This window comes from Burkholderia sp. 3C (assembly GCF_054589155.1).
This window is the reverse complement of the sequence record NZ_BAAILN010000084.1, coordinates 1-25,499: the sequence shown is the minus strand read 5'-3', so window position 1 is coordinate 25,499 and position 25,499 is coordinate 1. Positions and strand designations below refer to the sequence as shown.

General features: G+C 63.1%; 12 protein-coding genes and 1 pseudogene. 10 read left to right on the top strand and 3 right to left on the bottom strand.

Annotated features, from left to right (window positions below):
- Window positions 1-370 (top strand): hypothetical protein (locus ACYP33_RS14485; RefSeq protein ID WP_459622506.1); only part of this gene is annotated, 370 nt, incomplete at its 5' end.
- A gap of 43 nt (window positions 371-413) precedes the next feature.
- Here ACYP33_RS14485 and ACYP33_RS14480 read toward each other — a convergent pair.
- On the bottom strand, window positions 414-812 hold the full coding sequence (locus tag ACYP33_RS14480; protein WP_459622504.1) for a PaaI family thioesterase: 399 nt from the start codon (window positions 810-812) through the stop codon (window positions 414-416).
- A gap of 68 nt (window positions 813-880) precedes the next feature.
- Entirely contained in the window at window positions 881-2,614 is a 1,734-nt protein-coding gene (locus ACYP33_RS14475; RefSeq protein ID WP_459622502.1) for a sensor domain-containing diguanylate cyclase, read from the bottom strand.
- Between the two features lie 300 nt (window positions 2,615-2,914).
- On the opposite strand from ACYP33_RS14475, the gene ACYP33_RS14470 reads away from it, so the two are divergent.
- Both ACYP33_RS14470 and uvrA read left to right on the top strand, forming a co-directional pair.
- Window positions 2,915-3,313 carry an FKBP-type peptidyl-prolyl cis-trans isomerase gene (locus ACYP33_RS14470; protein ID WP_414439622.1) on the top strand — a complete coding sequence of 133 codons (399 nt, stop codon included), beginning with the start codon at window positions 2,915-2,917 and terminating at the stop codon, window positions 3,311-3,313.
- A gap of 377 nt (window positions 3,314-3,690) precedes the next feature.
- Window positions 3,691-9,663, top strand: a complete 5,973-nt coding sequence (gene uvrA, locus ACYP33_RS14465; RefSeq protein ID WP_459622500.1) for an excinuclease ABC subunit UvrA — start codon at window positions 3,691-3,693, stop codon at window positions 9,661-9,663.
- Between the two features lie 111 nt (window positions 9,664-9,774).
- Here the strand turns inward: uvrA and ACYP33_RS14460 are convergent, their stop codons facing one another.
- Window positions 9,775-10,035 (bottom strand): DUF2798 domain-containing protein, encoded by a 261-nt coding sequence (locus ACYP33_RS14460; protein ID WP_459622499.1) that lies wholly within the window; start codon window positions 10,033-10,035, stop codon window positions 9,775-9,777.
- Window positions 10,036-10,194: 159 nt separating this feature from the next.
- Here ACYP33_RS14460 and ACYP33_RS14455 point away from each other — a divergent pair, with 159 nt between their 5' ends.
- The 7 genes and pseudogenes from ACYP33_RS14455 to ACYP33_RS14425 all read left to right on the top strand — a co-directional run.
- Entirely contained in the window at window positions 10,195-11,115 is a 921-nt protein-coding gene (locus ACYP33_RS14455; protein WP_459622497.1) for a LysR family transcriptional regulator, read from the top strand.
- Between the two features lie 195 nt (window positions 11,116-11,310).
- Window positions 11,311-20,187 (top strand): hemagglutinin repeat-containing protein, encoded by an 8,877-nt coding sequence (locus tag ACYP33_RS14450; protein ID WP_459622495.1) that lies wholly within the window; start codon window positions 11,311-11,313, stop codon window positions 20,185-20,187.
- A gap of 207 nt (window positions 20,188-20,394) precedes the next feature.
- The gene (locus tag ACYP33_RS14445; protein WP_459622493.1) at window positions 20,395-21,048 is read left to right on the top strand and encodes a hypothetical protein; all 654 of its coding nucleotides are present in this window, start codon (window positions 20,395-20,397) and stop codon (window positions 21,046-21,048) included.
- A 41-nt stretch (window positions 21,049-21,089) separates the two neighbouring features.
- On the top strand, window positions 21,090-21,935 hold the full coding sequence (locus ACYP33_RS14440) for a hypothetical protein (RefSeq protein WP_459622492.1): 846 nt from the start codon (window positions 21,090-21,092) through the stop codon (window positions 21,933-21,935).
- Between the two features lie 7 nt (window positions 21,936-21,942).
- Window positions 21,943-22,200, top strand: a complete 258-nt coding sequence (locus ACYP33_RS14435; RefSeq protein WP_459622491.1) for a hypothetical protein — start codon at window positions 21,943-21,945, stop codon at window positions 22,198-22,200.
- A 174-nt stretch (window positions 22,201-22,374) separates the two neighbouring features.
- Window positions 22,375-24,441 carry a hemagglutinin repeat-containing protein gene (locus ACYP33_RS14430; RefSeq protein WP_459622653.1) on the top strand — a complete coding sequence of 689 codons (2,067 nt, stop codon included), beginning with the start codon at window positions 22,375-22,377 and terminating at the stop codon, window positions 24,439-24,441.
- A gap of 281 nt (window positions 24,442-24,722) precedes the next feature.
- Window positions 24,723-25,499, top strand: a pseudogene (locus ACYP33_RS14425) (hemagglutinin repeat-containing protein); the annotation flags it as partial.

Below are 25,499 nucleotides of genomic sequence, written 5' to 3'. Positions count from 1 at the left end.
CATCGCCGCGCTGGAGGCGGGCGGCGCGGGCGTGGCGCCGCCCGCGCCGGTCGCCAGCGGGATCGGCGCCGAGATGTCGTGCTCGCCGGGCGCCGGCTGCGGCAGTTGCAGCAGCCTCTCCGGCAACGCGAACGGCAATGCCAACAGCAGCAACGACAGCGGCGACGATGCCGCCGCCGCCCCGCTCGCACTGCAAACCGCGCACCGGTTGCACGGTCAGGCGCGCCGCCATCGGCCGTCTCGCGGCCCGGTAGTCACGCGCGACGATCACGCATTGCCGTCGCCCGATCTCGATGCGCCGGCCGTGCTCGCCCCGGCGCTCGTGGTGCCGGCGCGCGTGCGGGCCGCCGTGGCGCAACAGCATGCGTGACAAATCGTGAAGGGGATTCCGGGCGTCGACGTTTCCGCTCTCCTCACCGCTGCGCGTTCACATACTTGAACGTGCCCTGCGCGCTGGCGATCAACAGCGTGCCATCCACCCAGGCCTCGGCCCGCGCGAAGAAGATCGAGCGGCCCGCGCGCTCCAGGATGCCCTTGCCGACCACCCGCGAGCCGAGCCCCTTGTCGAGATAGTTGACGGTCAGCGACAGCGTGAAGCCGTGCCGAATGGGCGTGTCCGGCGGCGTGAACAGCCCGGCATAGCCGGCGGCGGCGTCGAGCAGCGTCGCGATCGCGCCGCCTTGCAGCACGCCTTGCCGGTTGAGCTTGCGCCCGTCGATCGGCATGCTGATTTCGGCATAGCCGTCGCGCCAGGCGTCGAGTTGCGCGCAGAGGGATTCCAGGAACGGGTTGTCTTCGAAGAGTCGGGACATGGGCGGTGACGGCGAGGTGAGCGGGTGAATCGGACGGTGGGCCATTGTAAGGCGATCGTCCGCGCCGCTTACTCCGGCTCGCCGTGCAGCTCGATCCGGTTGCGCCCGCGCGCCTTGGCCCGATACAGCGCCTTGTCGCAGCGCGACAGCACCTGATCGACGCCGAGGTCGGCCGCCGTCATGCGGTCCACGCCGATGCTGACGGTCAGCCCGACGCACTGTCCCGCGAATTCGAGCGGCGACGCGCCGATGTGGCGTTGCAGCCGTAGCCCGAACGCCAGCGCCGCCTCGATGCCGAGGCCCGGCAGCACGATCGCGAATTCCTCGCCGCCGATTCGCCCGACGATATCGGCGCTGCGCGCCGCGTCGCGCATCAGGCGCGCGAAATGGCGCAGCGCGTGATCGCCGAGCGCGTGGCCCCAGCGGTCGTTCAGCGATTTGAAGTGGTCGAGGTCGAGCATCAGCACGGCGGCCTCGCCGTGACCCGCGCGCCGCAGGCGCTCCAGCTCCGACGCGCTTTGCGCGAGGAAGTCGCGCCGGTTCGCCAGCTCGGTCAGGTGATCGATGGTGGCCAGCTCGTGCAGCTCGGCCTCGATCCGCTTGCGCTCGGTGGTGTCGGACACGAAGCCGTGCCATAGCGTGCCGCCGTCGGGCAGCCGCTGCGCACGCGCCTCGCCGTGCCGCCAGCGCAGCCCCTGGCGCGGCAGCAGCACGCGGTATTCGAGCCGCCACGGCGCGAGTGTCGCGGCCGATTCGCGCAGCGATTGCCGGTACATCGCGAGGTCGCGCGGGTCGATGCGTGCGTCGACCGCCTCGGCGTCGATCGCGGCTTGCGCCGGATCGAGTTCGTAGATCTGCTCGATGCCGCGGCTCACGTAGCTGAACTGCGGGCGGCCGTCGGCCGGCTCGCGATACTGGAACACCAGCCCGTCGACCTCGTCGGTCAGGTTGGTGATCAGGTCGATGCTCTGCTGGAGCCGCGCGGCGGTTTCGCGCAGCGCGGTGATGTCGGTGGTCGCGCCGACCATGCGCAGCGCGCGGCCCGCGCCGTCGCGGCTGACCACCTTGCCGCGGCTGCAGATCCACTTGTAGCGGCCGTCCTTGCAGCGAATGCGGTGCTCGACCTCGTAGCGGTCGGAGCCGCCCTCGAAATGCTGGCGCATCTGCGCCTGCACGTAGGCGCGATCGTCGGGATGCAGGCGGTCGACGGCGTCCTCGATGCGCGTGCTCAGTTCGTGCGGCGCGTAGCCGAGGATCGCCTTCCATTCCGGCGAATAGCGAATCTCGCCAGTGGCGATGTCGCGATCCCAGATGCCGGTGCCGCTGCCGTTCAGCGCCAGCGCGACGAGGTCGTGGGCGAACGGTGCGCATGCAACCGGTTCGGCGCCGGGGGGCGCGCAAGCGGGTTCCCGCAGCGCGCGTTCGAGCGCGGCGCTGGCGAGCGCGGTGAAATCGTCGAGGGCGGCGAGGGTGTTCGGCGTGTGCGGGGCGGGCGAGATCAGCAGCAGGGCGCCGAGGCGCGTGCCGTCGGCGGCGCGCAACGCGCAGGCGGCGCGCGAGGTGGAGCGTTCGATATCGGGTGCGTGGCTCGCGCGGGTGGCGAACGGGTCGGACGGCAACGGGGCCGGCAGCGTGCCTTCGATGCCGAACAGATAGGGGCCCCCGGCCGCCGACACCACGATCAACGCCGCATCCGCCCCGAAATGCGCGCGTGCCAGACGCAGCAGCGCGGCACATTCGGTATTGACCGGCGGGCCGTCCGCGGGCGCGACCGCGATCTCGTCGGTTTCGGAAATCGGCATACGAAAAGCCCCTGATGCAACCAGGCCGGCGCGAGCGCCCATCGCACGCTGCCGACTTGTTTAGGCTCGCTAATCATAAAGCGGTTTGATGACGGGATGGCCATGTGGCGACGGCGCAGAGAGGTTTCCGTGCGCCGTCGTGGCTGCCGTGCGACGCGGCCCAATGCGGTGGATGCGGCAGGCCCGCGACGGTGGTAAGCGGCGATGCCTGAAGCGGGGCGCTTCCGGCGGCGGCGCGACGCGCTGCGATGCGTCACGCGATGCCGATATAATCGTCGCGCCATTCAACGAGGACATCGCATGAAATCAGTGATCGCCGTACTTGTCGCATCCACCATCGCAACGGCCGCGTTCGCCGCCAACCCCGTCGAGAAGCTGCCGTCCGGCGTGACGGTCGAGACGCTCAAGCCGGGCACCGGCGCGCAACCGACCGCCAGCGACGTGGTCACGGTCAACTATCGCGGCACGCTCGCGAACGGCACCGAGTTCGACGCGTCGGCCAAGCACGGCGGCCCGGCCACGTTCCCGCTCGGGCAGGTGATCCCGTGCTGGACGCAAGGCGTGCAGAAGATCAAGGTGGGCGGCAAGGCCAAGCTGACCTGCCCGGCGGCCACCGCCTACGGCAGCCGCAGCGTCGGCTCGATCCCGCCGAACAGCGACCTGACGTTCGAAGTCGAACTGCTCAGTATCAGCAAGTAAGCCTGACGCCCGGCGAGCCGGGCGTTGGCGCAAGCGGGCCGCCGTGCAACGCGGCGGCCGGCAGTTTCGCGGCGTGGCGTTTCGCGCCGCGTTTTCCGTTTTGGCCCCTGTCGCCACCTTCGCACCGGGGACGCCGTGCCCGGGCCGGGACCGGTTTTTGCCGCTCGCCGGGTATGACCGGTGCGGCCGTTTGCCGGATCGCCGCGCAGGAACGACGGCGCGCGCTTCGAATCGAAGCGTTTCCGGACACGCCCGAAGCCATGCCGTGAAAGCTGTATGAATATACAGTATAGTGTCTGCCTCGCGCGTCGACCCGGCGAAGCTCGCCAGCCCCGCCGCCCAACCCGCCGCTCAACTTCTTCATACGGACAGGCCAATTGTCATCCAGCCATCTGATCCGCATTCGCGGAGCACGCCAGCACAATCTCAAGAACGTCGATCTCGACCTGCGCACCGGCGAGATGACCGTGGTGACCGGCCCGTCCGGCTCCGGCAAGTCGAGCCTGGTGTTCGACACGCTGTATGCGGAAGGGCAGCGGCGCTACGTCGAAACCTTCAGTGCCTACGCGCGGCAGTTCCTCGACCGGATGGACCGGCCGCAGGTGGACCGCGTGGACGGCGTGCCGCCGGCCATCGCGATCGACCAGACCAACCCGGTGCGCAGTTCGCGCTCGACGGTCGGCACCATGACCGAGCTGAACGATCACCTGAAGCTGCTCTACGCGCGCGCGGCGCAACTGTTCGACCGCGAGAACGCGGAGCCGGTGCGCCATGACACGCCCGAAACCATCTACGCCGAGCTGGCCGCGCGCGCCGAGGCCGACGATCCGCGCCTCGTGCTGACGTTCCCGGTGGAATTGCCCGACACGGTCACGCCCGAGGAAGTCGAGCAGTGGCTGTCGGCCAGCGGCTACACGCGGGTGCAGGCGCAGCGCGAGGTGGCGTCGCCCACCGGCGCGCGCAAGCTGCTCGACGTGGTGGCCGACCGCTTCCGCCTGAGCCGCGTCGACAAGGCGCGCGTGGTCGAGGCGATCGAGGCCTCGCTCAAGCGCGGCGGCGGCCGCCTCAGCGTGTACGTGCTGCCGAACGATGCCGACAACGCCGGCGACGGCGCACCGGCCGCACCGACCGCCCAACCCGAACCCACCCTCTGGCGCTTCTCCACCGGCCTGCACAACCCCGACAGCGACCTGCGCTACGCCGAGCCGCAAGCGGCGATGTTCTCGTTCAACTCGGCCTACGGCGCGTGCGAGGCCTGCCGTGGCTTCGGTCGCGTGATCGGTGTCGATCTCGGGCTGGTGATTCCCGATGCGCGCAAGACGCTCAGCGAAGGCGCCATCAAGCCGATGCAGACGCCCGCCTGGAAGGAGTGCCAGGACGACCTGATGCGCTACGCGGCCAAGGCCGGCATTCGGCGCGGCACGCCGTGGGCCGAGCTGACCGACGCCGAGCGCGACTGGGTAATCAACGGCTCGCCCGACTGGAACGGCAAGTGGCAGACGCACTGGTACGGCGTCAAACGCTTCTTCGGCTATCTCGAAACGAAAGCCTACAAGATGCATATCCGCGTGCTGCTGTCGAAATATCGCAGCTACACGCCGTGCGAAACCTGCGGCGGCGCGCGCCTGAAGACCGAATCGCTGCTGTGGCGGCTCGGCTCGCGCGAGAACGCCGACGCCGTGCTCGCGCCGTCGGCGCGCTTCCTGCCGCGCGGCGTGGGCTGGCGCCGCGAGCAGTTGGAAGCGCTGCCGGGCCTGACCGTGCACGACCTGATGCTGTTGCCGATCGAGCGCATTCGCCGCTTCTTCGACGAGATCGCGCTGCCCAGCACGCTGCTCGACGACGCGCTGAAGCTGCTGCTGGCCGAGGTGCGTACGCGGTTGAAGTATCTGTGCGACGTCGGCATCGGCTACCTGACGCTCGATCGCCAGAGCCGCACGCTGTCGGGCGGCGAGGTGCAGCGCATCAACCTGACCACCGCGCTCGGCACCTCGCTGACCAAGACGCTGTTCGTGCTCGACGAGCCGAGCATCGGCCTGCATCCGCGCGACCTGAACCGGATCGTCGAGGCGATGCAGCGGCTGCGCGACGCGGGCAACACGCTGGTGGTGGTCGAACATGATCCGTCCGTGATGCTGGCCGCCGACCGCCTTATCGACATGGGGCCGGGGCCGGGCGAGCGCGGCGGCGCGATCGTCTACGACGGCACGCCGGCTGAGATTCGTTCGGCTGATACGTTGACCGGCGCCTACCTGGGCGGCCGCCGCCACGTCGCGCATGCATCGAACTGGGCGCGCCGCCCGGTGGACGCGAACACGCCGCGCATCGTGCTGGAAGGCGCGAGCGAGCACAACCTGCGCGACGTCACGGTCGAGATTCCGCTGCAACGGCTGGTGTGCCTGACCGGCGTGTCCGGCTCGGGCAAATCCACGCTGCTGCAGGACGTGCTGTATCCGGCCATGTCGCGTCATTTCGGCAAGGCCACCGAGGCGCCGGGCGCGTTCCGCCGCCTGAGCGGCGCCGATCAGGTCAGCGACGTGGTGTTCGTCGATCAATCCCCGATCGGCAAGACCACGCGCTCGAACCCGGCCAGTTATGTGGGCGCGTTCGACGAGATCCGCAAGCTGTTCGCCAAGGCCCCGCTCGCGCTGCAACGCGGCTACGGCGCGGGCGTGTTCAGCTTCAACACCGGCGACGGCCGCTGCCCGACCTGCGGCGGCTCGGGCTTCGAGCACGTCGAGATGCAGTTCCTGAGCGACGTGTACCTGCGCTGCCCCGATTGCGACGGCAAGCGTTACCGCGACGAGATCCTCGAAGTGCGGATCGAGCGCGACGGCCGCGCGCTGAACGTGGCCGACGTGCTGGAGCTGACCGTCAGCGAGGCCGCCGGGTTCTTCGCGGCCGATGCCGAGGTGCTGCGCGTGTTGCAGCCGATCGTCGACGTCGGCCTCGAATACGTGAAGCTCGGCCAGCCGGTGCCGACGCTGTCGGGCGGCGAGGCGCAGCGCCTGAAGCTGGCCGGCTTCCTGGCCGAATCGGCGGTGGCGATCAGCGCGGCCGAGAAGGCCGCCAAGTCGGCGGAATCCGCGAAATCCGCCAAGGCCGGCGCGGCGAAGTCGTCCAAGGCCGAGAAGGCCGGCAAGGCGGCCACGGCAGGCCGCCTGTTCATGTTCGACGAACCGACCACCGGCCTGCACTTCGACGACATCGCCAAGCTCATGCAGGCGTTCGGCAAGCTGCTCGCGGCCGGCCATTCGCTGATCGTCATCGAGCACAACCTCGACGTGATCCGCGCGGCCGACTGGCTGGTCGATCTCGGCCCGGAAGGCGGCGACGGCGGTGGCCTGGTGCTGTGCGCCGGCACGCCCGACGACGTCAAGGCCTGCGCCGGCTCGCATACCGGCGTGGCGCTGCTCGAATACGATCGCACCATGGGCCGGCCGGCCACGCTGGCCGACGAGGGCGTGCCGTTGCAGGCGCGCCTGAAGGCGATGCGCGAGCGCCGCGCGGTGGAAGGCGAGGACGTGGTGCGCATCGTCAACGCGCGCGAGCACAACCTGAAGGCGCTCGACGTCGATATCCCCCACGGCCGCTTCAACGTGATCACCGGCGTGTCCGGCTCCGGCAAATCCACGCTGGCGTTCGACATCCTGTTCCACGAGGGCCAGCGCCGTTACCTCGAATCGCTGAACGCCTACGCGCGCTCGATCGTGCAGCCGGCCGGCCGCCCCGAGGTGGACGCCGTGTATGGCATTCCGCCCACCGTGGCGATCGAGCAGCGCCTGTCGCGCGGCGGCCGCAAGAGCACGGTGGCCACCACCTCCGAGGTATGGCACTTCCTGCGCCTGCTGTACGTGAAGCTCGGCCTGCAGCACTGCATCCACGACGGCGCGCCGGTCACCTCGCAAACCGTCGATTCGATCGTCGCGCAACTGCTGCGCGATCATCGCGGTGAACACGTGGGGCTGCTCGCGCCGCTGGTCGTCAACCGCAAGGGCGTGTACACCGACCTGGCGAAGTGGGCCAAGGCGCGCGGCAGCACGCACCTGCGCGTGGACGGCGAATTCGTGCCGGTGGACCCGTGGCCGAAGCTCGACCGCTTCCGCGAGCACACCATCGAGCTGCCGGTGGCGGACCTGGTGGTGTCGCCCGATCACGAGGCCGAACTGCGTCAGCGCTTGAACGAGACGCTCGAACTCGGCAAGGGCGTGATGCACCTGCTCGCGCCGCTCGACGGCCTGGTGGGCGCGATGAGCAAGGAGCGTTCGACGGCGCGCATCGGCACCGTCAAGGTGCTGTCGGTCAAGCGCGCCTGCCCGGTGTGCGGCACCAGCTACCCCGAGCTGGATCCGCGCATGTTCTCGTACAACAGCAAGCACGGCTGGTGCACCAGTTGCGTCGGCACCGGCCTTGCGCTCACGCGCGAGCAGCGCGCCGCCTACGACGACACCGTGCTGGCGGACGACAACCGCGGCCGCGAGCAGACCTTGCCGTCCGAGGAGCAGGAACCGGAAGGCATGGGCGACACGCCGTGCCCCGATTGCCACGGCACCCGGCTGAACCCGGCGGCGCGCGCGGTCGGCTTCGCCGGCAAGTCGATCACCGACGTCGCGCAATGGACCGTGACCGACACGCGCCGCTGGATCGACGGGCTGAAGCTCGACGGCCGCGACGCGCAGATCGCCCGCGACATCGTCAGCGAGATCGGCAGCCGCCTCGCGTTCCTGGAGGAAGTGGGCCTTGGCTACCTGAGCCTCGATCGCGCCGCGCCGAGCCTGTCGGGCGGCGAGGCGCAGCGCATCCGGCTGGCCGCGCAACTGGGCAGCAACCTGCAGGGCGTGTGCTACGTGCTCGACGAGCCCACCATCGGCCTGCATCCGCGCGACAACCAGATTCTGCTCAATGCGCTGCGCAAGCTCGGCGACAAGGGCAATACGCTGGTGGTGGTCGAGCACGACGAGGACACCATCCGCCGCGCCGATCACGTGATCGACATCGGCCCCGGCGCCGGCAAGCGCGGCGGCGCGCTGGTGGCGCAGGGCAGCGTGGCCGACCTGGCCGCGCAGCCCGATTCGCTGACCGGGCGCTTCCTCGCGCACCCGATCGTGCATCCGTTGCAGGCGCGCCGCGAGGTGCTGCCCGTCACGGCCAAGCGCGAAACCGCCACGCCCGAGCAATGGCTCACCGTGCACGGCGCGAACCTGCACAACCTGCGCGACGTGACGGTCGGCATTCCGCTCGCGCGGCTGGTTGCCGTGACGGGCGTCAGCGGCTCCGGCAAATCCACGCTCGCGCGCGATGTGCTGATGACCAACCTGCTCGACGCCGTGGGGCGCTCGGTGCTGTCCTCGCCCGCCACGCGCCGCGCGCGCAAGACCGCCGAAGCCGCCGCGCCGTCCACGCGCAGCCGCAGCAGCGTGCTGGCGCGCAGCGCGCCGCGGCCCGCGCTCGACGTCACGCATGCGTGGCAGGGCTGCCAAGCGATCAGCGGCTGGGAACCGATCGACCGCGTGCTCGAAGTCGACCAGACGCCGATCGGCAAGACGCCGCGCTCGTGCCCGGCCACTTATATCGGCGTGTGGGACACCATCCGCAAGCTGTTCGCCGATACGCTCGAAGCCCGTGCGCGCGGCTATACCGCCTCGCGCTTCTCGTTCAACACCGGCGACGGCCGCTGCCCGGCCTGCGAGGGGCAGGGCGTGCGCACCATCGGCATGAGCTTCCTGCCCGACGTGAAGGTGGCCTGCGACGTCTGCCACGGGCAGCGCTTCAACCCCGAAACGCTGGCCGTGACGTGGCGCGGCAAGAACATCGGCGACGTGCTGACCATGGAGATCGACGAGGCCGTGGAGTTCTTCTCGGCCATCTCGAACATCTCGCATCCGCTGCAACTGATGAAGGATGTCGGCCTCGGATACCTGACGCTCGGCCAGCCGTCGCCGACGCTGTCGGGCGGCGAGGCGCAGCGCATCAAGCTCGTCACCGAATTGAGCAAGGTGCGCGACGACATCACGCGGCGCGGCCAGAAGGCGCCGCACACGCTGTACGTGCTCGACGAGCCCACCGTCGGGCTGCACATGGCCGACGTGGCGAAGCTGATTCGCGTGCTGCACCGGCTCGTGAACGGCGGCCATAGCGTGGTGGTGATCGAGCACGACCTCGACGTGATCGCCGAGGCGGACTGGATTATCGATCTCGGGCCGGAAGGCGGCACGGCGGGCGGCACGATCGTGGCGGCGGCGAGCCCGGAAGCGCTGGCGCGCGTGCGGGCCAGTCATACCGGGCAGGCGTTGGTGCCGGTGCTGGCGCGCACGGCGAGCGCGGAGGCGGAGGCCGTTTCGGTGGATTGAGCGGGTGCTGCCGTTGCGTGAATGAGCCAAGCCCCGGTGTCGTGAGACATCGGGGCTTTTTTCCGGGTTCGTTTTTTCGGACTTTCGCGTGGGGCTGCCTTTAGGGCAGGCTCAACGCGCGTGCACCGTCAACGCCACCAGCCGGGCGACCACGGGGCGCACGATCAGCACGCAGACAAATGCCGACGGCATCGCGACCCGATATGCATTCATCACATTTACGAAGTAATGCCCGTCGACACCGAACTCGGCGACCGTGATCACGAGGCACATCAGAAACGCCATGATGGTGGCCATGTACAGTGCAAAAACATACGGGGTGGACGAGGTCGGGAAGCGGATTCGGCGGTTTTGCGGCGTGGTGACGGTCATGGGTTCAATCTCTCCGGCTTGGGCTGCGTGATGGGACGGCCAGCGTAACAAGCCGGGGTGCGCGTCGGAAGCCGGCGGATGCTTGATTCATTTTTAAGTAAAATTTACGAAATGATCGATAAACGTGACGATAAACGTCACTGAGCACGGCAAAGGACGATGGATATTCTCGGGTTGATCAACTGCTTCATCCGCGTCGTGGAGACCGGCAGCATTGCGGGCGCGGCACGCGCGCAGGGCGTCAGCGCCGCCGCCGTGAGCCAGAGCATCGCGCGGCTCGAAACGCATCTGGGCGTGCGCGTGCTGTCGCGCACCACGCGCAGCATGGCGCTCACTGAAAGCGGCGCGCGTTACTACGCCAAGGTGCGCCATATTCCCGGCGATATCGATCAGGCCTCGCAGGCCGCGACCGTCGAGGCGGCGCCGCATGGGCCGCTGTGCGTCGCCACGACGGCCGCGTTCGGCCGCCACGTGCTGGCGCCGTTGATGCCCGGCTTCAAGGATGCCTACCCGCGTATCGATCTCGAACTGATCAGCACCGACCGGGCCGTCGATCACCGCCTGGAGGGGGTGGACGTGAGCATCCGGATCGCCGCGCAACTCGATGAGCGGCTGATCGCCCGGCGCATCGCGTCGAGGCCGTTTCTGTTTTGCGCGTCGCGTGCGTATCTGAACCGTGCGGGCGTGCCGCTCACGCCCGAGGACTTGAAACATCACGCCTGCATCGTGTTTCGATATCCGACCGATGGCCGGTTTTTACCATGGGGATTCGTGCGCGACGGGCAGCGCTTCGACGCGCCGGTCAACCCGGCGTTCATCTGCGACGACATCGACATGCTCGCGCAAATCGCCGCGAACGGCGGTGGCATCGCGCGGCTCGCGAGTTTCGTGGCGCAACCGCTGATCGACAGCGGCAAGTTGGTGACGCTGTTCGAGCCGCGCGATCGGGGTGTCGTGCAGGCGGAGCCGGAGCCGATGGAGCTGTATGCCTGCGTGGCCGAGCGATCGGCGATGAATGCGAGGGCGAGGGTGTTTATCGAGTTCGTGGAGGAGGCGTTGCGGGGTGAAGCGGTCGCCTGAAACACCGGCGATCTAGTGGGACTCGCCGGGTAACTATGTGGCCGAAAATGTTGTCGGTGTATGTCAATCAGAGGAATCTGGAACCCTAGGTTTTTGGATTCTCGTCAACCACCTGATCATTTTTGATCGTCATTTTCTGGTGTTTCGATATTCTCGCGCCCAATAACTGCATGGGCGCAGGCCGCGCCGACGAGAATGAACAAGAATATGCATCGCCTGGTGTATTCCAGGCTTCGGGAGAGGGTGGTGGCCGTTGCGGAGACAGCGACGGCTGGCGGGAAATCGGCGACGGGTGAGGCGCGTGCGCGGCGGCGCGCGTTGGCGTCTGGCGTTTGTGTTCGCGTGGTTGTGGCGGGCGTCGCTGTGCTCGGCATGCTGCCCGCTTTGTCCGATGCGCAGATTGTGCCGACGCCGGGCACCAGCACACAGGTGATTCAGACGCCGAACGGCTTGCCGCAAGTGAATGTGGCGCGGCCTTCGGGCGCGGGTGTATCGGTCAACACCTATCATCAGTTCGATGTCCAGAAGCCCGGCGCGATCCTCAATAACTCGGCTGCGATGGTTCAGACCCAACAGGCGGGTTGGATCAACGGCAACCCGAATTACAACGCCGGGCAGGCCGCGCGGATCATCGTCAATCAGGTCAATAGCCCGAATCCTTCTTCGATCCGAGGCGCGCTGGAAGTCGCGGGCGCTCGTGCTGAACTCGTCATTGCCAACCCGTCGGGGATCTTTGTCGATGGTGGTGGCTTTCTCAATACCAGCCGCGCAACCCTGACAAGCGGCGTGCCGTTTTATGGCGCGGATGGGTCGTTGGCCGGCTACAACGTCAATCGCGGGCTGGTGACTGTCGCCGGTTCCGGCTTGAATGTCGACAATATCGATCAGGTCGATTTGATTTCACGCGCGGTGAAGCTGAACGCGGCGATCTACGCGAAGAAGCTGAACGTGATTGCCGGTGCCAGCCAGGTTAACCACGACACGCTTGCCGCAACGCCAATTGCCGGCGATGGCCCCGCTCCGTCGATTGCGATCGACGTGGCGCTGTTGGGCGGCATGTATAGCAATCAGATCTTTCTCGTCTCGAACGAGCACGGCGTGGGCGTCGCCAATGCCGGCACGATCGGGGCGCAGGCCGGTGATTTCACGCTGCAGGCGGATGGCCGGATCGTGCTCACGGGCACGACGACCGCGAGCGGCAATCTTGCGTTGTCGGCTGCGGGCGGTATTGAAAACAGCGGTACGACGTATGCGAAGCAATCGCTGTCGGCCAGCACAAGTGCCGATGTTACGAACACTGGGACGCTCGCGGCGCAGCGGGATACGTCGGTGAATGCCGGCAGCGTCAATTCGACCGGCACGCTCGGCGCGGGTGTGAATGACGATGGATCGGTGGGGCATGGCGGCGATTTGAACCTGACCGCCTCGGGTCAACTGCGTGCGACCGGCCAGAACGTGGCGGGTGGTGATGCGTCGTTGACCGGTGCGAATGTGAATCTCGCCGGCAGTCGGACGGCGGCGAACGGCGATCTCTCGCTGAATGCCACGGCTGGCGATGTGAACGTGTCGAACGCAACGACGAGCGCACAAGGCACGCTTCACGCGAAGGCTTCCGGGACGGTGATCAACGATCACGGCAGCCTGTCGAGCGGTGGCGGCACGACGCTGGTTGGCGGTGCGCTCTCGAATCAGGGCGGCAAGGTGTCGTCGCAAGGTCCGCTGTCGGTGAATGTCGCTGGCCGGGTCGACAACCAGTCTGGCGAGATGGTGTCCGAGAGCACGGTGGACGTGCACGGCGGGGCCATCGCGAACAATCAGGGCACGCTGCAAAGCGCGGGCGGGATGAAGGTGGCCGGTGCGTCGGTGGACAACACGGCAGGCCGACTCACCTCGCTCAATGGCGATGGCCTGTCTGTGACGACGAGCGGTCAATTGACCAACGCCGCCGGTACGGTGGCGAACGGCGCGCAAGGCGGTGTTATCGGCGGCAACGGCGATGTTTCAGTCAGCGGCGCAAACGTCGTCAATCGCGGCGCGATCACATCCAATAAGAATCTCCACGTTGCGGGCCAGTCGGTCGATAACAGCGGCGGCTCGCTGCAGGCCGAGCAGAATGTCGCGGTGGATGCGGGCACGCATCTGACGAACAACGGCGGTTCGATCGTCGGCCAGATGGCCAGGATCAGCGCGACGACGCTCGATAACAATACGGGCACCGTGCAAGCCGATCAGGTCTCGCTAAATGCGACGGACCTGACGAATCACGGCGGCACGATCACACAGACCGGCTCCGGTGCGATGAATGTGGACGTGTCGCGCACGTTCGACAATTCCAAAGGCGGCACGCTGCAAACCAACAGTGCCGATCTCACGCTCAAGTCGGCATCGCTCGTCAACGACGGCGGCACGATCACGCATGCAGGCAATGGCACGCTGACGCTTGGCGGTGGATCTGGTTCGGTATCGAACGTAGGCGGTTCGATCGCCAGTAACGGGCGCGTTGTCGCGCAAGCCGGCGCGCTGGACAACACCTCAGGCTCGATCAACGCGCAGGCTGGATTGACGGCAAGCATCGGCGGCACGTTGAACAACGCAAATGGCAAGCTGTTGTCGAACACGGATTTGGGTATCGCCAGCGGCACATTGGCGAACGACGGTGGCCAGATCGGTTCCAGCGCGAACGCGACGATCCACGCAGGCTCCATGACGAATCACGGTGGTTCGATTGTCGCGCCGAATCTGTCGTTCACCGCCAATTCGATACTCGACAACAGCGGCGGCAAGCTCGAAGCCAATCAGCTTGCATTGACGGCCGCCAACCTCGTCAATCACGGCGGCACGATCACGCAATACGGCTCGTCGGCAATGGGCCTCAATGTCGGCGGCACACTCGATAATTCAGCAGCCGGCGTGATCCAGACCAACAGCACGGACCTGAAACTCGCTCCCGCAGAGTTGAATAACGCGGGCGGCACGATTACCCATGCGGGTACGGGCACTTTGACGATTGCCCCGGGCAACGGATCGAGCGCATTGAACAACGCGTCGGGCACCGTCGTGACGAAGGGGCAAGCGGTTGTTATCGCGGCTTCCTTGAACAACGCGAGCGGAATTCTCGCCGCAGAACGCGGCATCAACGCGACCATTGCAGGCGATGTGAACAACGCGTGGGGCCTGCTGCGATCGAACACGTCGCTGTCTTTGACGAACGGCGGGGCTCTGTCGAACCGTGGCGGCCACGTTCAGGCGGGGCAATCGGATGCTGTCGACACCAGCACGCTCGATATTCAATCGGCCTCGATCGACAACGCAGACGGCGCTATTGTCGACCTCGGTGCGGGCAGGATGTCGGTACAAGGCGGCAGCCAGATCGCGAACAGCCATGCCGATGGTGTAGCGGGCATGGGCGCGATGACCGGCAATGGTGACGTAACGATTACGGCAGCGTCGGTCAACAACACACAGGGCGGGCAACTCAGCGGTGGCTCGCTGCACGTCAACGCAAATACCGTTGACAACAGCGGTGGCCGAATTGGCAACGTCAAGCATTCGAACGGTGACGTGAGCGTCACGACAGCCGGCGCAATCACGAACACGAACGGCCAGATCAGTTCGACACATGACTTGTCGGTCGCGGCGGCTACGCTGCAAGGCGGTGGCACCTATAGCGCGACGCATAACGCCAACTTAAGACTCTTGGGCGATTACACGGCGGCATCCGACACGCAATTCAGCGTCGGCCACGATCTTGCGTTTACGTTGCCCGGCACCTTCACGAACAACGCGGACCTTCAGTCAGTCAATGACTTGAGCATCAACGCGGGCACGATCATCAACGTTGGGGCTTTGACGGCCGGCGGTTTGCTCCACACGCAGTCCGCCGATCTCACCAATACCGGCGCGCTGGTCGGTGCCAGCGCTTCGCTCAATGCAACGAGCACGATCTCGAATCTCGGCCCGACCGCGCTGATTGGCGGATCAGATAACAACGGCACGCTCGAAGTCCTCGCGCCCAACATCGAGAACCGCGACGACACGACCGCCACCGATTCAATGGCGACAACCGCCCTCTTCGGCATGGGCAGAGTCGTACTGGCAGGCGGCAAGGACGCGAACGGCAATTACACGAACGCTGCGCAGGTCAACAACGTATCGGCCCTGATTCAGTCCGAAGGCGACATGGAACTACACGCCGACAAGGTGACAAGCACGCGCCGCGCGATGACAACCTCGACCAGCGCAATCGATCCATCGCTGCTCGGACAGTTCGGCATCCCGATCAACGGCCGCACGGGCCAAGTCGGCGTGAAGAATCCGGACAGCATTGGTGGCGTCTACACCGAACCGCCGCATGGCGGTAAATGGAACAGTACATATCAGTTCACGACCTACTACGCCGACAGCGCAACGGCAACGACCGTAACCGGCATCAGCCCGGCTGCGCAGATCGTGTCGGGCGGCAAGATCGATGCGTCGTCGGTTGACACGCTGCAGAACTACTGGAGCAACATCGCAGCGGTTGGCGACATCACGATGTCGGCGCATTACGACGCCGATGGCTGGGCCGCATCCGGCCAGAAGCTTCCGGGTGTTTCGGTTTCCTATTCAGGGCAATACCACTACAACAACTACGACAACAGCAAACACGACTGGCAGTTGCCATTCGGCAATGCGCCGTTCGTTGGCGGCAATCCCGGCGGCTTCACGCAGGCGGCGCCGGCTGACGTCAGGGATTACAAGCTGCCGGGCTACTTTTCCACGCTGAGTTCCAACGGAACGATCTCGGGCACGGGCGTGAACGTCAGCAACAACGCGGCCAACGCATCGATTCCATCGCTCGGTTTGCTGCCGGGGCAGTCCGTGCCGGGCCTCACGCCGACGAATTTGAGCGGGAATGCGAATGGTGCGAAGTCCGAAGCATCATCCGTGCATGAAGGTGCGCCCGCCCCTGTCGATCCGATCATCGCCAGCGCAACCGCGCTGGACGTGCTCAACAATCTCACGATTCCACAGGGCGGCCTGTTCAAGCCGACCACCGCTCCGAATGCGAGCTACGTGATCGAAACGAACCCGGCGTTCACGAGCCAGAAAAACTTCATTTCGAGCGACTATTTCTTCAGCCAGCTTGGCGTCGATCTCACGCACATTCCGAAGCGTCTCGGCGACGGCTTCTACGAGCAACAACTTATACGCAACGAAATCACATCGTTGACCGGCAAGGCGGTGCTTGGACCGTATGCAGACCTGCAAACGATGTACCAATCGTTGATGGAGGCCGGTGCCGATTTGTCGAAGTCGCTCGATCTTGCCGTTGGCGTCAGTCTGTCTCCCGAGCAAGTGTCGAAGCTGACCAGCAACGTGATCATGATGGAAACGCGGGTGGTTGACGGGCAGTCGGTGCTGGTGCCGGTCGTGTATCTCGCGAAGGTCAGCCAGCAGAATTTCGATGGCCCATTGATCAGCGCGACGAACATCGATTTGCAGAATGCAGAGTCATTCGCGAACAGCGGCACGATCAAGGCGGACAACTCCCTGGCGATCCAGGGCAAACAGATCGACAACGCATTCGGCGCGCTGCAAAGCGGCGGATTGATGTCGCTGAAGACCGAGAACAACATCGATCTGACGTCGGCGAATGTGAAAGCCGGCAGCCTTCAACTGAACGCCGGAAAGAACCTGATTCTCGACACGGCGACGAAGACGAACACGCGCGTGAGCCGCGACGGCGCGACGAGCGTGGTGACGACGCTCGGGCCGACCGCGAAACTGGATGTTGCAGGCGACGCGTCGATTGTCACCGGTGGCAACTTCCAGCAAAAAGCGGGCAATCTAGTGGTCGGCGGCAACCTCGGTATGAATGTCGGCGGCGATTGGAATCTCGGCGCGGCACAGACGGGCGAGCACAAGATCGTGCAACGCGCGCACGGCGTGTCGAACACCGACATCAACAAAGTAACCGGTAGCTCGGTGAAGGTCGGTGGGCAATCGAACATCGCCATCGGCGGAGACTTGAGCGCCAAAGGCGCGCAAATCGATCTCGGCCAAGGCGGCACGATCGCCGCCAAGGGCAATGTCACGCTCGGCGCGGCGAGCGCGACATCGACGGTGGACAGTAATAGTTCAGGCAGCGACAGCCACGGCCGCTACGCGGAAACGCTTCACACATCGGATCAGGCGCTCACGGGCACGCTGCTCAAAGGCGGCGACACGGTCAATATCGTGTCGGGCAAGGACGTCACGCTTTCCGGCAGCGCGATCAGTCTCGACAAGGGCAACGCGAACCTGTTGGCGGCGGGAGACGTAAATATCGTTGCAGCAACCGAAACGCACGAGCTGAATTCGCACGAAACGCACAGCCACAACAATGTCGTGAGCGGCGTGAAGATTGCGAGCGGGATTGACCAAGCAGCGACCCTCAATCGCGGCAGTCTGGTGTCGGCAGACGGCGTGAACATCGTCAGCGGAAAGGACGTCCATGTTCAGGGCAGCACTATTGTCGGAACGAACGATGTAACGCTTGCGGCGGCGCGTGACGTGACGATCACCACGTCGCAAGACACGTCGCAATCGTCGAGCTACTACAACAGGAAGGAATCGGGGCTGACGTCGGGCGGTGGATTGTCGTTATCGGTCGGCAGCAGTTCGCTGAAAACGACAAGCCAGACAACCGAGGTGTCGAACACTGGCAGCACGATCGGTTCGCTGAGCGGCAACGTCAGCATGACGGCCGGCAACGCTCTGCACGTGACCGGCAGCGACCTGATCGCAGCGAAGAATCTCAGCGGAACAGGCGCGAGCGTCACGATCGATGCAGCGCAGGACACGAGCCATCGCAGTGAAACGCAGACCGTCTCGAAGAGCGGCCTCACGTTGGCATTGAAGGCCCCGGTCATCGACGCGATATCGAACGCGGTGGATCAATCGCGTGCGTCCGGCAGTAGCCAGGATGGCCGCGCAGCAGCGCTGCACGGGATAGCCGCAGCCAGCGCGGCGTGGGACGCGAACATGGCTGCGGGTGATCTGGTCAAGTCACTGGCCGCAGGCGAAGCGCCCCAGTTCAAGGTGGAGATCAGCGTCGGCGGCAGTCGCAGCAAGAGCGCGTTTTCGGAAGACAGCGTGACAAATCGCGGTTCCAGCGTCACAGCAGGTGGAACGGCGGCGTTTGCTGCAACGGGGGCCACCCAACCAGGAAGCGGCAATCTGACGATCGCCGGCTCGAACGTGAACGCAAACGATGTGATTCTCGCGGCAAAAAATAAGATCGATATCGTCAATACAACGGATACCGATTCGACACGGACTACGAACGAATCGAAGAGTGCGAGCGTGGGCGTGTCGGTCGGCACGGGCGGGTTTGGCGTTTCCGCGGCGATGTCGAAAGCCAAGGGCGACGGCAACAGCGATCTGTCGACGCAGAACAACAGCCATGTGAATGCAGCCAACGGCGTGACGATCATCTCGGGCGGCGATACGAACCTCATCGGCGCGAACGTGAAGGGCAATCAGGTGAACGCCGATGTGGGCGGGAACCTGAACATCGCGAGCGTGCAGGACACGTTGTCGAGCGCGGCGCATCAGTCGAGTACGGGCGGTGGCTTCAGTGTCAGCCAGAGTGGTGGTGCCAGTGCGAGCTTCAGTCACAGCAAGGGCAAGGCGTCGGGCAGCTATGCTGGCGTCAATGAGCAGGCCGGGATTCAGGCGGGAGACAGCGGGTTCAATATCAACGTCGGCGGCAATACCGATCTGAAAGGCGGGCTGATTGCGAGCGACGCGGATGCATCGAAGAACACGTTGACGACGGGTTCGCTGTCTTTCGCGGACATGCAGAATCAGTCGCACTACGACGCGAAATCGAGCGGCTTCAGCGCGGGTGGGACAACCGGTGATGGCGGGATGAACTACAGCACGCACGGCAGTACGTCGGGAAAGAATGCCGGCGGTGTGTCGCCGATGCTTGGCCAGAGCGAAAGCGGCAGCGACAGCGCGACGACGAAGAGCGGCGTCAGTGCGGGCACGGTCACGATTACGGATTCGGCGAACCAGAAGCAGGATGTGGCGAGCTTGAATCGCGACACGACGGATACGAACGGCACCGTCGCCAAACTCCCCGACATGCAGAACCTGTTGAGCAATCAAGCGGACATGATGGCGGCTGCGAGTGCGGCAGGCGAAGCGGTGTCGCGCCGAATCGGGGACTACGCGGACAAGATGAAGAAGGACGCTGCTGCGAATGGCGATCAGGCGGGCGTTGATGCGTGGAAGGAAGGCGGAGCAAATCGGGCACTGATGCAAGGCACGGGTGCAGCGCTGATGACGGGAATAGCGGGTGGAAATGCGGTGGGTGGCGCAGCCGGCGCGGCGATTGCGTCGATCGCATCGGGCAAGCTGAATGAACTGAGTGGCGCGATTGCTTCATCCGATCCGACGGGTAACGCCGATATGAATCAGGCGTTGGGCAATATCGTGGCGAATGCGATTGCGACGGGGGCCGGTGCGGTGGCGGGTGGGGAATCGGGGGCGTTTTCGGGACATAACGTTGATCGGTTTAATCGGCAAGGTCATGAGGAAACTGATTTTGCGATAAAGAAGAATTTTGTCACGCAGGTGTGTCCTGCAGGTGCACAGTGTAGCGATGCCGTATTGCAGGCGGCGATCCAGGCGCAAGGAGAGAATGCGCAACTTGCACTTGCGGCAATGCTTCCAGACTATGTATCGATCCAAGGCAACATATATATTGCTTCAGGAGGATTGGTAATCAATCTACACAATGGCGACATGATCGGGAGTTGGGCGCTTGGTAAGCCCATTCCTACATATTCTTTGAAGCCAGGGATTTCCATGACACTCGGACGTATTCTTGGTGGAAGCGGTGCAGAGAATACTAGCTCGTACTTGGCAGGTGGCGGTGCGAATGCATCATTGTTTGTACCTGTTCCTGGATTCCCTGTCGTTGGTGCAGGTGGTGGGGTTGGTCATGCATATGGCGGACAGGTTTCCGTCGAGTATGGATTTAGTTTTCCGCCGGGTGCCGCGGTGAATCCGATTAGCTATGGGTTTGATGTAAAAAAATAGAGGAGATTACATGGCTGGACCATCATTCAAGCCGGGTCAATACGAGAGGCTTAGTAGAATGCAAAAAGCAATATACTGGGCTGTGGTTATTTTTGGATTTTCTATAATTTCTGGGGTTTGGATTTGCAAATTTTTTTGGGCGCGTTGAATTGAAAAATTCAAGCGGGAGACGGCGAGTTCAATATCGACGTCGGCGGCAATACCGATTTGAAAGGCGGCCTGATCGCGAGCGATGCCGATGCATCGAGGAACACATTGACGACGGGTTCATTGTCTTTCGCGGACATGCAGAATCAGTCGCACTACGACGCGAAATCGAGCGGCTTCAGCGCGGGCGCAACGACCGGCGACGGCGGGATGAACTACAGCACGCACGGCAGCACGTCGGGCAAGAATGCCGGTGGTGTGTCGCCGATGCTCGGCCAGCACGACAGCGAAAGCGATAGCGCGACGACGAAAAGCGGCGTCAGTGCGGGGGCGGTCACGATTACGGATTCGGCGAGGCAGACGCAGGACATGGCGAGCTTGAATCGCGATACGACGGATACGAACGGCACGGTCGATAAACTCCCCGACATACAGAACCTGTTGAGTAATCAAGCGGACATGATGGCGGCTGCGAGTGCGGCAGGCGAAGCGGTGTCGCGCCGAATCGGGGACTACGCGGACAAGATGAAGAAGGATGCTGCGGCGAACGGAGATCAGGCAGGCGTTGAGGCGTGGAAGGAAGGCCGGGCGAATCGGGCGCTGATGCAGGGTGCCGGCGCGGCGTTGATGACGGGCATAGCGGGTGGAAATGCGGTAGGTGGGGCAGCCGGTGCGGCGGTTGCGTCGATCGCATCGGGCAAGTTGAATGATTGAGTAGCGCGATTGCTTCATCCGATCCGACGGGTAACAGCGATATGAATCAGGCGTTGGGCAATATTGTGACGAACGCGTTGGCGACGGGGGCCGGTGCGGCTGTAGGTGGGGAGTCGGGGGCGTTCTCTGGGTACAACGTTGATCGGTTTAATCGACAGTTGCATCCTGACGAAAAAACGCTAGCGAAACAGTTGGCTGCTGAAAGCAATGGGAAATATACGCATGAGCAGATAGAAGATCAGTTGCGGATCATGGGTGGTCTGATTGGCGCTGATCGCGAATCAGGAGCACCCGCAACGTTGGTGGGGACGATGCCGATCGATTTAGGTGCGCAATGGCAATACGCAGGAACGACTGACGACGGCAAGCCGATTCTGACGCAGATCACGGTGCGGCCGAATTCGGAGTTGCAGAGCTGCATCCTTACGAACTCCGCGTCGGCGCAGAATGATGTGCCCGACATCATGTATGACTCCAATGAGAAGAAGGATTTCGGTTTTAAGGTAACGGGGCCGTTTACAAAGTTCGATCAGTCGGATACGAACTTCATGCGTAATACGACGGCGGATGCTGCTTCGATGGTTTCGACGAATGCGGTGCGAGTGAGTGCGGCAGCAGGAGCGGCTGCCGCACTACCTGGGCCGCACTCGGTTGAAGCTGCGGGATTATCCTTTAGTGCTGCTGTTGTGAGCTTGGTTGCGAGCAGTGTTCAGCAATTGTTAAACCCTCAGCCTTGGAGTTTTGGGCTAGATAGTCTTGTTGATCTGGTGACGTTTTATGGATCAGATCGCTACCCGCTGATTGGGCCATTTTTTACTGAAATGGGCGAGACTGCAAAAAACTCCGGGTGGGCTGGGCATTTGAAGAATTCGTCTCAGGAAAAATGAGGTAATCATGATGAAATTTATTGATGATGGAAATTTTTCTTCTTTGGTTAGATTTTTGTTAATTGTATTTGGTGCCGGGATTGTTTCTATTAATTTTGTATGGTATCGGTCGCTTTTGTTTATGTCGGTGGGGCTGGGAATCGCGGCCGTCGGTGGATATGCTAGCAAAGCTCACCAATTAGGTATCAAACCCTTCGGCAGTAGCTACCAAAAGGCACGCGACAGCTACGAAATAAAAGATAAAAATCAGGGTGAGGAAGAGTGAATTAATTAAAAATTCGATACTGCCATGACCGAAGGCAGATTTTCCGTCGTCCAAGTTGTGCTCTATTTTTTCGCGACTCTACAAATGTTCGTCGTCTGATCGGGCAATGCCAATCTGACGATCGCTGGCTCGACCGTGAACGCCGACGATGTGATCCTGGCAGCAAAAAACTAGATCGATATCGTCAATACAACGGACACCGATTCGACACGGACTACGAACGATTCGAAGAGCGGGAGCGTGGGCGTGTCGGTCGGCACGGGCGGGTTCGGCGTTTCAGTTGCGATGTCGAAAGCCAAGGGCGACGGCAACAGCGATCTGTCGATGCAGAACAACAGCCATGTGAATGCGGCCAACGGCGTGACGATCATCTCAGGCGGTGATACGAACCTCATCGGCGCGAACGTGAAGGGCAATCAGGTAAACGCCGATGTGAGCGGGAACCTGAACATCGCGAGCGTGCAGGACACGTTGTCGAGTGCGGCGCATCAGTCGAGTACGGGCGGCGGGTTCAGCGTCAGCCAGAGCGGTGGTGCCAGTGGGAGCTTCAGTCATAGCAAGGGCAATGCGTTGGGCAGCTATGCTGGCGTCAATGAGCAGGCCGGGATTCAGGCGGGAGACAGCGGGTTCAATATCAACGTCGGCGGCAATACCGATCTGAAAGGCGGCCTGATTGCGAGCGATGCCGATGCGTCGAAGAACACGTTGACGACGGGTTCGTTGTCTTTCGCGGACATGCAGAATCAGTCGCACTACGACGCGAAATCGAGCGGCTTCAGCGCGGGTGGGACAACCGGTGATGGCGGGATGAACTACAGCACGCACGGCAGTACGTCGGGAAAGAATGCCGGCGGTGTGTCGCCGATGCTTGGCCAGAGCGAAACCGGCAGCGATAGTGCGACAACGAAAAGCGGCATCAGTGCGGGGACGGTCACGATCACGGATTCGGCGAAACAGAAGCAGGATGTGGCGAGCTTGAATCGCGACACGACGGATGCGAACGCCACCGTCGGCAAACTTCCGGACATGCAGAACCTGTTGAGCAATCAAGCGGACATGATGGCGGCTGCGAGTGCGGCAGGCGAAGCGGTGTCGCGCCGAATCGGGGACTATGCGGACAAGATGAAGAAGGATGCTGCGGCGAATGGAGATCAGGCAGGCGTTGAGGCGTGGAAGGAAGGCGGCGCGAATCGGGCGCTGATGCAGGGCGCGGGCGCGGCGCTGATGACGGGAATAGCGGGCGGAAATGCGGTAGGTGGGGCAGCCGGTGCGGCGATTGCGTCGATCGCTTCGGGCAAGTTGAATGAATTGAGTAGCGCGATCGCGGGTAGTGATCCGACTGGTAACGCCGATATGAATCAGGCGTTGGGAAATATTGTGGCTAATGCGTTGGCGACGGGGATGGGTGCGGCTGTAGGTGGGGAATCGGGGGCGTTCTCTGGATACAACGTTGATCGGTTTAATCGGCAACTTCATGACAATGAAAAGAAAGTGATTGCCGAGAAAGCAGGCAAGGACAAGGCGGAGGAGGAGAAGCTGACGCGTGCGGTGTGCTACGCGGTGAAGTGTTGGGCAGAGTATTCGGCTGGCAGCGATGAGCGTAACAAGAGATTCGTGAGCGAGGTTGAGGCGGCGCAGTTGCAACCGGAACTGGAATGGGTAAGTCGGCAGAAGGAAGCGGGGTTGTTCGATTACACCCCGTGGCAGAAGGTGGGTGATGCGGTGATGAATGATCCGGTTGGGGTGGCGAAGGATGCAGCGAAAGTTGTTGTTGGCGGCGTGACAGCGAAGACTGGTGCGGGGCTTTGTACGACAGTTCTTGGTTGTACGGTGGGTGGTTGGATGGCAGCTTTTGGAATGAGTGAAGTCGCTGAAGGCGGAAGTGGTTTGTACAACCACTATAACGGTGTCAATAAGCCTGGCGATAATCCGTTGCGTTGGGGTTTCAATCAGATGAATCCAACATGGGGGAATGCTATGTACGATGGTGTTAATTTCGCATTCTCTGTTGCCGCCTTGAAAGTTAAAGTTCCATTGAATGTCGGTGTTGCAGATGGAATGAATAGACCTGTTTCGATGTTTGGGGTAACTGTTCCGCGTATCGATAATGTGAACTTGCTGCCATTTATTAAACAGCCTTGGCCTTATGGCATGACGCAGGGTGCACTCCTTATTGGTGTTGGATCGAAAGGGAATGCGGTCATCAATGATGTGCGGAAAGTGGTAGGAGATGAAAGGTGAATTGGCGGAGATTATATGCGACTATCCAAATATATGGAGTCTTGGGCGGTGTTGCCATAGGCGGAGCTGGGTGCTGGTCGTTTCTGGTTGCAGGGCTCTGCCGGATAGTATTTGGTCTTGGCGACAACGAATCTATGTTGTTGATTGGTCTTCCTTTTTTTATTGGGTCGCTGATTGCATTTGTGAAGTACATGCCGAAGCCACTACGCAATGCCGGGATGTTGAGCGACGATCCGAAGAAATTCGGCCCGTGGTTCAAATGATTGCTTGGGCACTAAGCGGGCAACGATGCGCCGGACAGCGGCAATGTAATTGGTGCCTGTTCAAGCATGAATGCACAGGATGTGATTTTTCAAAAAAATCAGATCGTATCGTCGATACAACCGATACCGATTCGACACGGACTACGAACGAATCGAAGAGCGCGAGCGTGGGCGTATCGGTTGGCACGGGCGGGGTCGGCATTTCCGCGGCGATGTCGAAAGCCAACGGCGACGGCAACAGCGATCTGTCGACGCAGAACAACAGCCATGTGAATGCAGCCAACGGCGTGACGATCATCTCGGGCGGCGATACGAACCTCATCGGCGCGAACGTGAAGGGCAATCAGGTGAACGCCGATGTGGGCGGGAACCTGAACATCGCGAGCGTGCAGGACACGTTGTCGAGCGCGGCGCATCAGTCGAGTACGGGCGGTGGCTTCAGTGTCAGCCAGAGTGGTGGTGCCAGTGCGAGCTTCAGTCACAGCAAGGGAAATGCGTCGGGCAGCTATGCGGGCGTCGATGAACAGGCCGGGATTCAGGCGGGAAACGGCGGGTTCAATATCAACGTCGGCGGCAATACGGACCTGAAAGGCGGGCTGATTGCGAGCGACGCCGATGCATCGAAGAACACGTTGACGACGGGTTCGTTGTCTTTCGCGGACATGCAGAATCAGTCGCACTACGACGCGAAGTCGAGCGGTTTCAGCGCGGGTGGGACAACCGGTGATGGCGGGATGAACTACAGCACGCACGGCAGTACGTCGGGAAAGAATGCCGGCGGTGTGTCGCCGATGC

Coding starts and splice junctions, on each gene's coding strand:
- ACYP33_RS14480 (WP_459622504.1), bottom strand. CDS start 812: ATGTCCCGACTCTTCGAAGACAACCCGTTCCTGGAATCCCTCTGCGCG.
- ACYP33_RS14475 (WP_459622502.1), bottom strand. CDS start 2,614: ATGCCGATTTCCGAAACCGACGAGATCGCGGTCGCGCCCGCGGACGGC.
- ACYP33_RS14470 (WP_414439622.1), top strand. CDS start 2,915: ATGAAATCAGTGATCGCCGTACTTGTCGCATCCACCATCGCAACGGCC.
- ACYP33_RS14460 (WP_459622499.1), bottom strand. CDS start 10,035: ATGACCGTCACCACGCCGCAAAACCGCCGAATCCGCTTCCCGACCTCG.
- ACYP33_RS14455 (WP_459622497.1), top strand. CDS start 10,195: ATGGATATTCTCGGGTTGATCAACTGCTTCATCCGCGTCGTGGAGACC.
- ACYP33_RS14450 (WP_459622495.1), top strand. CDS start 11,311: ATGAACAAGAATATGCATCGCCTGGTGTATTCCAGGCTTCGGGAGAGG.
- ACYP33_RS14440 (WP_459622492.1), top strand. CDS start 21,090: ATGAATCAGGCGTTGGGCAATATTGTGACGAACGCGTTGGCGACGGGG.
- ACYP33_RS14435 (WP_459622491.1), top strand. CDS start 21,943: ATGATGAAATTTATTGATGATGGAAATTTTTCTTCTTTGGTTAGATTT.